12 protein-coding genes are annotated in these 9,366 nt (G+C 70.0%); 7 read left to right on the top strand and 5 right to left on the bottom strand.

Going from position 1 to position 9,366, the window contains the following annotated elements:
- The 4 genes from ABD908_RS02445 to ABD908_RS02430 all read left to right on the top strand — a co-directional run bounded on the left by ABD908_RS02445 (window position 1) and on the right by ABD908_RS02430 (window position 3,260).
- Window positions 1-726 carry a uracil-DNA glycosylase gene (locus ABD908_RS02445; protein ID WP_344990370.1) on the top strand — a complete coding sequence of 242 codons (726 nt, stop codon included), beginning with the start codon at window positions 1-3 and terminating at the stop codon, window positions 724-726.
- 415 nt (window positions 727-1,141) lie between these two features.
- On the top strand, window positions 1,142-1,813 hold the full coding sequence (locus ABD908_RS02440) for a FadR/GntR family transcriptional regulator (protein WP_344990367.1): 672 nt from the start codon (window positions 1,142-1,144) through the stop codon (window positions 1,811-1,813).
- A 146-nt stretch (window positions 1,814-1,959) separates the two neighbouring features.
- The gene (locus ABD908_RS02435; RefSeq protein WP_344990364.1) at window positions 1,960-2,715 is read left to right on the top strand and encodes a VIT1/CCC1 transporter family protein; all 756 of its coding nucleotides are present in this window, start codon (window positions 1,960-1,962) and stop codon (window positions 2,713-2,715) included.
- Between the two features lie 35 nt (window positions 2,716-2,750).
- Window positions 2,751-3,260, top strand: coding sequence for a gamma carbonic anhydrase family protein (locus tag ABD908_RS02430; RefSeq protein WP_344990361.1), 510 nt, complete (start codon window positions 2,751-2,753; stop codon window positions 3,258-3,260).
- Window positions 3,261-3,263: 3 nt separating this feature from the next.
- On the opposite strand, the gene ABD908_RS02425 is transcribed toward ABD908_RS02430, so the two are convergent.
- A complete protein-coding gene (locus ABD908_RS02425; protein ID WP_344990358.1) occupies window positions 3,264-3,773 on the bottom strand; it encodes a hypothetical protein in 510 nt (169 codons plus the stop codon).
- A gap of 166 nt (window positions 3,774-3,939) precedes the next feature.
- On the opposite strand from ABD908_RS02425, the gene ABD908_RS02420 reads away from it, so the two are divergent.
- Both ABD908_RS02420 and ABD908_RS02415 read left to right on the top strand, forming a co-directional pair.
- On the top strand, window positions 3,940-4,473 hold the full coding sequence (locus ABD908_RS02420; RefSeq protein ID WP_344990356.1) for a Rieske (2Fe-2S) protein: 534 nt from the start codon (window positions 3,940-3,942) through the stop codon (window positions 4,471-4,473).
- A gap of 131 nt (window positions 4,474-4,604) precedes the next feature.
- Window positions 4,605-6,101, top strand: a complete 1,497-nt coding sequence (locus ABD908_RS02415) for a flavin-containing monooxygenase (RefSeq protein ID WP_344990353.1) — start codon at window positions 4,605-4,607, stop codon at window positions 6,099-6,101.
- Window positions 6,102-6,181: 80 nt separating this feature from the next.
- Here ABD908_RS02415 and ABD908_RS02410 read toward each other — a convergent pair whose 3' ends face one another.
- From ABD908_RS02410 to ABD908_RS02395, 4 genes are all read right to left on the bottom strand, one after another.
- Window positions 6,182-6,760 carry a L,D-transpeptidase gene (locus ABD908_RS02410; RefSeq protein WP_344990350.1) on the bottom strand — a complete coding sequence of 193 codons (579 nt, stop codon included), beginning with the start codon at window positions 6,758-6,760 and terminating at the stop codon, window positions 6,182-6,184.
- A 250-nt stretch (window positions 6,761-7,010) separates the two neighbouring features.
- Window positions 7,011-7,661, bottom strand: a complete 651-nt coding sequence (locus ABD908_RS02405; RefSeq protein WP_344990347.1) for a CPBP family intramembrane glutamic endopeptidase — start codon at window positions 7,659-7,661, stop codon at window positions 7,011-7,013.
- Window positions 7,661-8,512 (bottom strand): hypothetical protein, encoded by an 852-nt coding sequence (locus tag ABD908_RS02400; RefSeq protein ID WP_344990344.1) that lies wholly within the window; start codon window positions 8,510-8,512, stop codon window positions 7,661-7,663. Before ABD908_RS02400 ends, ABD908_RS02405 begins: the two co-directional genes overlap by 1 nt.
- Window positions 8,513-8,574: 62 nt before the next feature.
- The gene (locus ABD908_RS02395) at window positions 8,575-8,913 is read right to left on the bottom strand and encodes a hypothetical protein (RefSeq protein ID WP_344990341.1); all 339 of its coding nucleotides are present in this window, start codon (window positions 8,911-8,913) and stop codon (window positions 8,575-8,577) included.
- A gap of 114 nt (window positions 8,914-9,027) precedes the next feature.
- Between ABD908_RS02395 and ABD908_RS02390 the strand changes: the two genes are divergently transcribed.
- Window positions 9,028-9,363, top strand: a complete 336-nt coding sequence (locus ABD908_RS02390; RefSeq protein WP_344990338.1) for an RNA polymerase-binding protein RbpA — start codon at window positions 9,028-9,030, stop codon at window positions 9,361-9,363.
- Window positions 9,364-9,366 lie beyond the last annotated feature (3 nt).

Below are 9,366 nucleotides of genomic sequence, written 5' to 3'. Positions count from 1 at the left end.
GTGAGTGCGGGACGGTCCGCGGCGAGCGGCGAGGCGCGGTTGGCCGCACTCGACGCCGAGGTCGCGGAGTGCCGACGGTGCCCGTGGCTGGTGCAGTGGCGCGAACAGGCAGCGCGCGAGAAGCGTGCGGCGTTCTCGGTGCAGACCTACTGGGGTCGGCCGGTGCCCGGCTTCGGGCCGGCCGATGCGCGGATCGGCGTCGTCGGGCTCGCGCCCGCCGCACACGGCGCAAACCGCACCGGTCGCATGTTCACCGGCGATCGATCGGGCGACTTCCTGTTCGCTGCGCTGTTCCGGTCGGGCCTCGCGACACAGCCGCAGTCGGTGTCGGCCGACGACGGGATGCGTCTTCGGAACGTCCGGATCACGGCGCCGGTGCACTGCGCGCCGCCCGCAAACAAGCCGACGCCCGCGGAACGCGACGCGTGCGCCTCATTCCTGGCGCGCGAGATCGAGCTGCTGCCGCATGTGCGGGTGGTTGTGGTCCTCGGTGCGTTCGGCTGGCAGGCGATGCTCACGACGCTGGCCGGGCTCGGCTGGACGGTCCCCCGGCCTCGACCCCGCTTCGCGCACGGCACCGAGGTGACGCTGAGCGGGCCCGGCGGGCGCTCGCTGGTGCTGCTCGGCTGCTTCCATGTGAGCCAGCAGAACACCTTCACCGGCAGGCTGACCCCGGCGATGATCGACGCGGTGCTGGCCCGCGCGGTCGCGCTCGGGACCGGTTGACCGGGGAGCTTCGCCCGGGCGGCCTAGGTGCGGGCTCCTTGTCCGTGTGGCGCGAGAGTGTCCTCGAGCAGCCGTGGGCGGCAGGCGACGAACGCGCCGGCCAGCAGGACGATCACCGTCGCCGTGAGGAAGAGGAGGTTCACCAGGGGGGAGCGCCATCGGGAAGGTCGTGGGGCCGAGGCCGGCGAGGACAGTCCACAGCCACGTCGCGGTGGTGTGGTGGCTGATCCGCGACAGCAGCGGCGTGATCGAGGTGACTGCGGTACTGCGGTACGCAGAGAGAATTACGCAGAGAGAATTACGCAGCGAGAATTACGCAGCGAGAATACCGTTCGGGGAGGTATGCGCCGCATGAATCGTCGGATGAATGGATCACCCGATTCAATCCCCGACACGATTGGTAACCTCGGTCTCCGTGCAACCCGTTCGCCGCCAGACACTGATCGGCCAGGTCACCGATCAGCTGCGCAGCGAGATCGTCGCCGGCGCCTGGCCGGTGGGATCCCGCATCCCCACTGAGCCGGAGCTGTGCGAGCTCACCGGCACGGCCCGCAACACCGTTCGCGAGGCCGTGCAGGCGCTCGTGCACGCCGGGATGTTGGCGCGCCGGCAGGGCTCCGGGACCTACGTGCTGTCGAGCAGCGACAGCGCCCTGAACGGCGTCTTCGCGGGCGCGCGGGAGGCGGACCTGCTCGAACTGCGCGAGACCCTCGACGTGACCGCCGCCGGGCTTGCGGCGCAGCGCCGCACCGACGCCGACATCGTCGAACTCGAACGCCTGCTGGACCTGCGCGACTCCCTCTGGGCCGACGGAGACCTGACTGACGTCGCGCGAGCCAGGGCGGTCGAGGTGGACATCGACCTTCATCGCGCCATCGTCGCCGCCAGTCACAATGCGCTGTACCTGGACTTCTACGACCACCTCGTCCCGCTCCTCGCGGACCACATCGCAACGCGTCCCGTGGGCGCCGCGACGTCGCACCGAGCCGAGCACACAGAGCTCGTCCGCGCCGTGGTCACCGGCGACGTCACCGCTGCGCGGTCGGCGGCGAAGCGGTTGCTCTCCGAGGTGAGGCAGCGCCGATAGGACGGCCGCGCCCTGCATGCGTCGGAGCCGCTCGCTCTCGGGCGGCCACGGACCTGCAGAACGTGCCACGAAGGTGTGGCAGGCCTGTTTCAGGAGAGCCACACCTTCGTTGAAAATGCCCCTGACCTGCTCATACACTTCTGGTCATGACCTCCTCAGCAGAGCCGCCAGGTGCGGCCCGTGCCGGCGATCCGCTGGGTGGACGGCACGGATTCGAGCCCCACCACGCGGCTATCGGCGACCGGCTGAACTGGTTGCGGGCCGGAGTCCTCGGCGCCAACGACGGCCTGGTGTCGACCGCGGGCCTGGTGATCGGGGTCGCCGCGGCGTCGGCGGGTCGGGGCGCGATCCTCACCGCCGGCATCGCCGGTCTGACCGCTGGCGCGGTGTCGATGGCGCTGGGCGAGTACGTGTCGGTGAGCACGCAGCGTGACACCGAGCGGGCGCTGATCGCCAAGGAGTCGCGGGAGCTCGACGAGCAGCCCGATGATGAGTTCCACGAGCTGGTCGCGATATATCGGGAGAAGGGGCTGAGCCCGGACACCGCCCGGCGCGTCGCCGAGGAACTGACCGCGAGCGACCCGCTCGCCGCGCACCTCGAGGTGGAACTCGGCATCGACCGGGAGTCCCTCTCGAGCCCGATCTCCGCGGCCGTGTCATCGGCGATCTCGTTCAGCATCGGCGCACTGATCCCCATCGCGGCGTCACTGATCGCGTGGAACCGCATCCTCTGCGTTCTGCTCGCCGTGGCCGCGGGCCTCGTCGTGACCGGCTTCGTGTCTGCGACCCTCGGCGACGCGGACCGCCGGAAGGCGATGACCCGCGTGCTGTGCGGCGGCGTGATCGCGATGGGCATCACCTATGGGGTGGGTAGGCTCCTGGGAACGACCGGCCTGGGCTGAACCGGACCGGCACCGCGAGTGGATCGGAGGCGGCAGTGCTGCGAGGGTTCGGGGGCGACCAGCCCGAGGTGGATCAGACGGCGTGGGTGGCGGACAACGCGACGGTGATCGGGAACGCGGTCCTCGGCCCGGGCGTCGGCGTGTTCTACGGCGCTGTGATCCGGGCGGACTCCGCTCGGATCGAGATCGGCGCGAACAGCAACATCCAGGACGGCGTGGTCGTGCACGCCGATCCGGGCGTGCCGTGCACGATCGGCTCCCGCGTCAGCGTCGGCCACAACGCGACCCTGCACGGCTGCACGGTCGGCGACGATGTGCTGGTCGGTATGGGCTGTACCGTCCTCAACGGTGCGGTGATCGGGGCGGAGAGCCTGATCGCGGCGAACGCCCTGGTCACCGAGGGTACGGTGATCCCGCCGCGGTCGATGGTGGTCGGGGTTCCGGCCAAGGTCCGGCGCGAGCTCAGCGACGACGAGGTCGCACGCGTCAAGCTCAACGCCGCTGTGTACATCGAACTGACGAAGGCCCACAAGGACCTCGGGTAGGGCTCAGCTGGACCAGGCCATCGCGGCGCCGGTGTGGCCGGTCGCGATGATCCCCCAGATCGCGAACACGGCGGCCACCAGCGACAACACGCCGAGGGCGACCGCCGGCCACCGTCCGCCGACGACGGCCGGGACGTGCAGCTGTGTGCGGGCCCAGCCGCTGGACACGAGCCACAGTGCGAGGGCGAGGACGAAGACGACGATCGCCCAGATCAGGGTCGCGGTCGCCTGATGCGCATGGTGCTCGATCTGCTCGTGCTGCTTGGCGAAGCCTGGTGAACCCACGGGGAAGGCGGACAGTATCCGCTTCTCGAACCGCTCCCCCGACTCCTTCGCGAGCACGCATGCCAGCACGGCCAGCAGTGCGACGGCGGGCGTCGCCAGGCCCAGCCATCGGCGGGCGCGCGGCCAGAGGGCCGATACGGCCAGGAGCAGCGCGGCGACCGGCGTGAAGACGACGGCGAAGTGGACGAGCAGCGGGTGGGCGGGCAGACCCGCGACGGTGGTGAGCATCGAACGCCTCCTGGGAGTGGTCTGCGAACGGGTGAGGAATCGACGCAGCGAGCGGGCTGAGGAGCGGGTCCCAGCGTAGGGTGGCAGCGTCGAGGCCAGCCACCGCGGCATCTCAGTCCACATCCAGTGTGCGGTTGCCTGCCGCCCGAATCCGAAGGCGCACATCATGGTCGACACATCTGCATGCCCGTCCGAGTTCGCCGGCGCGGCTCCCACCGGCGACGTCGCCGCGGCGGGTCTCGGCGCGCTCTGTCCCGGCCGCCGCAGGATTCTGGCCGCTCTGCCCGGTGTCGCGCTGCTCCCCGTGGTCCTCGCCGCGTGCTCGTCGTCGACGGAGTCGTCGAGCCCGGGCTCCACGGGCACGTCGTCCGGGGGCGGCACGGCAGCGGCCGGCGGCGCGAGCGGCAAGCACGTCACCGTCGCCGCGGCGAGCGTGCCGACGGGTTCGGCTGTGGTGCTCGCCGACGGGGCGACCCCCTACGTCGTGGCGCAGCCCACCGCCGGCAAGTTCGTCGCGTTCTCGGCGATCTGCACCCACCAGGGCGGCACCGTCACCGCGGGCGACGGCCTCACCCTGGTCTGCCCGCTGCACGGCAGCAGATTCGACGCTGCGACCGGTGCGGTCGAGCGGGGACCCGCGACGGCGCCACTCCCGGCTGTCCCCGTCCGGGATGTCAACGGAACCCTGCAGGTGGGATAGCATGCGTGACACGATTCCGGTGAGGATCTATCAGAACCGGGGTGGCGCGATGTACACTTTCGGCAACGCGTTATTGAATCGCTCTCAGTAAGAAGCCCTGCCGAGAGCGCACACCCGAGCAAGGAGGCTCCGTGGCTAACCCCGACGCGAACTACACCGATCTTCTCATCGTCGGTGCCGGCTTGGCCGGCATCGACACGGCGTACCGCGTGTCCAGCACCCTTCCGGAGCTGAGCTACACCGTTCTCGAACGTCGTGACGGCATGGGCGGCACCTGGGACCTGTTCAAGTACCCCGGCATCCGGTCGGACTCCGACATCTTCACGCTGAGTTACCCGTTCCTCCCCTGGGACGGCAGCAAGACGCTCGCGTCGGGCCCGGAGATCAAGGCCTACATCGAGAAGGCCGCGGCGACGTTCGGCATCGACAAGCACATCCGGTTCGGCACCAAGGTGCTGTCGGCGGACTTCGATACGAGCATCGACCTGTGGACCGTCCGCGCCGAGCGCAACGGCGAGGAGGTCGTGCACACGGCCCGCTTCGTCGTGGGATGCACCGGCTACTACAACTACGACAAGGGTTACGAGCCGAAGTTCCCCGGCATCGAGGACTTCAAGGGGCAGGTCGTGTACCCGCAGTTCTGGCCCGAGGACCTCGACTACCAGGGCAAGAAGGTCGTCGTGATCGGTTCCGGGGCCACCGCGATCACGCTGGTGCCGGCGATGGCCGACGACGTCGAGCGCATCACGATGCTGCAGCGCTCCCCCACGTACGTGTCGTCGCTGCCCAGTGAGTACCCACTCACCAAGACGATGCAGCGGCTGCTGCCCGCGGGCGTCGCACACAACGCGATCCGGTACCGCAACTCCGTGGTGCTGATCGGCTCGTACCTGCTCTGCCGCCAGTTCCCCACGATCTCGCGCCAGGTGCTGCGTGCCGCTGCCAAAGCGCAGCTGCCCAAGGGCTACGAGGTCGACGTCCACTTCAAGCCGAAGTATGCGCCGTGGGACCAGCGCCTGTGCGCCGTCCCCGACGGTGATCTGTTCAAGACGCTCAAGTCCGGCAAGGCCGAGGTGGTCACCGACACCATCGACCACGTCTCCGAGAACGGCATCGTGCTGAGCTCGGGGCGCGAGCTCGAGGCCGACATCATCATCAGCGCCACCGGCCTGTCGCTGCTCGCGTTCGGCGGGATCGACCTGAGCATCGACGGCGAGCCCACCGCACCGCACGACCACTTCGCCTACCGCGGGCACATGCTGTCGGACGTCCCCAACTTCGCGTTCATCATCGGGTACACCAACGCGTCGTGGACGCTGCGTGCCGACATCTCGGCCCGCGCGATCGCCCGACTGCTGGCATACATGAAGGAGCACGGGTACACGCACGCCGCGCCGCACACCGGCGGCGGTGAGCTGGAGGAGCTGCCCGCCTTCGACCTGGCCGCGGGATATGTGCAGCGCTCGCCGACCGCCATGCCGAAGGCGGCCACGATCGCCCCGTGGCGGATCCGGAACAACTACTGGCTCGATGCGCTCGAGTACCGGCGCTCCGATGTCGAGGACTCGATCGAGTTCGGCACCGTCGCCGCGCCGGCACAGGAGCAGGACCACGCGGCGGTCGGCTGAACCGATGAACCGATAGCGGCGAACGAACGAACCCCCGGTCCGCGGACCGGGGGTTCGTTCGTATCAGTGGCCGAGTGGGCTCAGTCGCCCTGGTACTGACCACCGCTGGTGTGCTCGACGACGATCGGTGTGCCCTCGGGGAGGTTCTCGTAGACCCACTTGCCGTTGGCGGTGCTGATGTTGATGCAGCCGTGGCTGACGTCGGTCTTGCCCTGGCTCGCGACCGACCACGGTGCGGCGTGGATGAAGATGCCGTCCCACGACATCCGCGTGGCCCAGTACACGGTCTCGGAGTAGCCGTCGGGGGAGTCGACCGGCACGCCGTAGGTGGCCGACGACATGATCAGCGACTGGTACTTCTCCTTGGTGTGGTAGACGCCGTTGGGTGTCGCGTCCTTGCGCTTGCCCATCGAGATCGGCATGGTGCGCACGACCACGCCGTTGTGCCAGACGGTGGCCTGGTGTGTGGCGTCGTCCGCCAGGATCTCCCAGCCGGTGCTCGTGGCGACCGGCGGGGTGAGCTCCTCGGTGCTTGTGTGGGGGGCGGGCTTCGGCTTCGCGGCGGCGACCCCCGCGCCCAGCCCGAAGGCGAGCGCGGTCGCGGTCACGGCGGCGGCCAGCCGGAAGGTTCCGCGGCGCGCGTCGATCATGGCGGTCATCGTTTTGCTCCTCTAGAAACGGCGGACGGGACCCCGCGAGATTCACGGTCATGAATCCCGCTACCGGAGCCCTGCATTGTATTGACTAATGCGCGTCACCTATTCTGCCATAGCTTAACAATTCTCAGGAACGCCGAAGGTTCCGGTTTTTGCTTTTATATGCCTTCTGCCAGCGGAAACGGCACCAGGTTGGAAGTATGCTGTGGGCCGTAATTAGACCACTCTAGAAACTTTAACAACATCAGTAACATCAGTCACGAAGACCTGAACGTGTTGTGAGGATCGCTCCTATTCCGTTGACGGCGGAATGCGCCGCGGCAGCGGGCCAGACGCGCCCCGTCCCCCGCACCAGCCCCGACAGCACGAGCCCCGCAGCGGCCGTGGCGCCGACGATGACCGCGGGTCGTTGCCCGGCCGAGCGCGCCGCCCCCACGTGCCACAGACCGAATGCGGCCGCGGCGAGCGCGCTGCCCCAGGGCTCGCCGACCGCCGCGACAGCGGCGCGAGCGAGGGCGCCACGGAAGAGCATCTCCTCGGGCACGGCCGTCCCCAGCGGGATCTCGACCAGTACCCAGCGTGCCACTCCGGCGCGGGTGGGAGGGTGCTCGCGCGGGATGGAACGAACGTTCGTCAGCCCCCACACGCCCGCTACGACGCCGGCGAGGGCCGCCGGGCTCGGGGAGCCGGCGGCCCATCCCGTCGTGCGTGCACTCCGCACCCCGTCGATCGCTGCCGCCGTCACCACGCCGAACACCAGCGTCGCCGCCGCGCGCCCGCCGCTTCGGAGCGGGCGCCCGCGGGCAGACAGCCGCGGCAGCAGCGCGTTGTTCCACGCGATGGCGGCTCCGGTGCCGAACGCGAACGCGGCACCCGCGCTGCGGCGCCCGGTCGGCTGCGGCATCACTGCATCGTCAGCCAAGTGCCGATCGAGGCCGCAAGCGTCGCGGAGAACGGCAGTCGGGCGGTGTACGAGTCCCGGGACTTGGAGGAGTCGTCCTCGAGCGCGAACGACATCCCCGACAGCCTCACGAAGTTGGGATGGGTACCGGCCATCACGTCGACTGCGGATTGCACGTCGTCGCAGTGCACCTCGATATCGGCATCCGAGCAGCTGATCAGGTTCTGACTGCCCGGGGGCAGGCCGGTCGCGAGAGTGACGACGTCGGGTACCCCGGACAGCACCGTCGCGGCGGGGGCGAGTACCGGCTCGACCAGCGCCACGCCGTGGATCACCGGCGCACCCGACGGACGCGCGGCCAGCCCCGCCGCCACAGCGGCACCGTCGCCGTGCCCCATCACCAGGAGGCGCCGCCGATCGACTCCGGGCCGGCCGGCGAGATCGGACACCGCGGCGCTCGCCTGCGCCAGCCGCGCTGCGTACGTTGCGCCCGCGGCGGGCGCGTCGATGCGTAGTGAGGGCGAACCGTCGTGCGCGAGGATCACCGACAGCTCCACCTCGGCGCCTCCGTCCGCCCCCCCTGGATCGCCCCCGGTCGGGCCGAGGATCACCGCCGCGGGATGGGACCCGGACGACTCGGACGGGTGCACGTACACCCCCGCGACGGAGCCCGACGGTGTCGGCACCGTCACATCGGTCTCCAGCCAGCCCGACGGCAGCGCGGTGGGCGCGGGCGTGACCGGTGTGCCGGACGAGTCGACCGGGTGCGGTGTGGACGAACACGCGGCGAGCGCGACGCACGCGGCAGCGGTCACCGTCAGGGCCCGCGCATGGGCGGGGAGGTTGCGTGGCACCCGGCCCACCCTACTGGCCGCACCTCGAGGGCCGGCCACCACCGAGCCGGTGCGGCCGACGCTCAGCGGAGCCGTTCGGCGTCGCGCGCGGTGTCGACCAGCCGGGCGCACAGCACTGCGAGCTCCGCTGTCGTCGCGCCTTCCCCGACCGCTGTCTGCACGTCCTCCGCGGCGCACCGCAGTTCGAACATCCGTTCCGTCAGCGACTCGGCCTCCTGGGCCGAGAGGACTACGGCGTCGGCGGGCACGGTCGTCCCGGCCAGGGCCGCGCGGCTCTCGTAGGCCCGCTGCCGGCACGACCGTTTGCAGTACTTGCGGGTGCGGCCCGGGCCCTCGGTGACCACCTCGCGTCCACACCACGCGCATGCGGCGTGGCGGCGGCGGGCACCGGGCGCGGACATGCCACCCAAGATAGCCGGTAGCATCGAGGGGAAAGGCGCGGGAACACCGTGCGTCACGTTCGCGTTGGTAGACGTGCCCGGTTTCGGCATCACCGGGGAGAGGTTGGGACATACATGGCAGATCGAGTACTGCGCGGCAGCCGTCTTGGTGCGGTGAGTTACGAGACCGACCGGGACCACGACCTGGCGCCACGGCGGATGGCGCGGTACCGCACGGACAACGGCGAGGAGTTCGACGTCCCGTTCGCGGACGATGCGGAACTGCCCGGCACCTGGCTGTGCAAGAACGGCCTCGAGGGCACCCTGATCGACGGGGTCGCGCAGGAGGAGAAGAAGGTCAAGCCACCGCGCACCCACTGGGACATGCTGCTCGAGCGGCGGTCCGAGGCGGAGCTGGAGGAGCTGCTCAAGGAGCGCCTCGACCTGCTCAAGGCGCGCCGGGGTAAGTAGGAC

The sequence above is a fragment of the Tsukamurella soli genome, assembly GCF_039541155.1.
GTDB lineage: Bacteria > Actinomycetota > Actinomycetes > Mycobacteriales > Mycobacteriaceae > Tsukamurella > Tsukamurella soli.
This window is presented reverse-complemented; position numbering and strand designations above follow the sequence as displayed.

Excerpts from the sequence above, each read along its gene's own strand:
- ABD908_RS02395 (WP_344990341.1), bottom strand. The coding sequence starts at position 8,913 with ATGTCCGCGCCCGGTGCCCGCCGCCGCCACGCCGCATGCGCGTGGTGT.
- ABD908_RS02405 (WP_344990347.1), bottom strand. The coding sequence starts at position 7,661 with ATGCCGCAGCCGACCGGGCGCCGCAGCGCGGGTGCCGCGTTCGCGTTC.
- ABD908_RS02435 (WP_344990364.1), top strand. The coding sequence starts at position 1,960 with ATGACCTCCTCAGCAGAGCCGCCAGGTGCGGCCCGTGCCGGCGATCCG.
- ABD908_RS02390 (WP_344990338.1), top strand. The coding sequence starts at position 9,028 with ATGGCAGATCGAGTACTGCGCGGCAGCCGTCTTGGTGCGGTGAGTTAC.
- ABD908_RS02410 (WP_344990350.1), bottom strand. The coding sequence starts at position 6,760 with ATGACCGCCATGATCGACGCGCGCCGCGGAACCTTCCGGCTGGCCGCC.
- ABD908_RS02425 (WP_344990358.1), bottom strand. The coding sequence starts at position 3,773 with ATGCTCACCACCGTCGCGGGTCTGCCCGCCCACCCGCTGCTCGTCCAC.
- ABD908_RS02420 (WP_344990356.1), top strand. The coding sequence starts at position 3,940 with ATGGTCGACACATCTGCATGCCCGTCCGAGTTCGCCGGCGCGGCTCCC.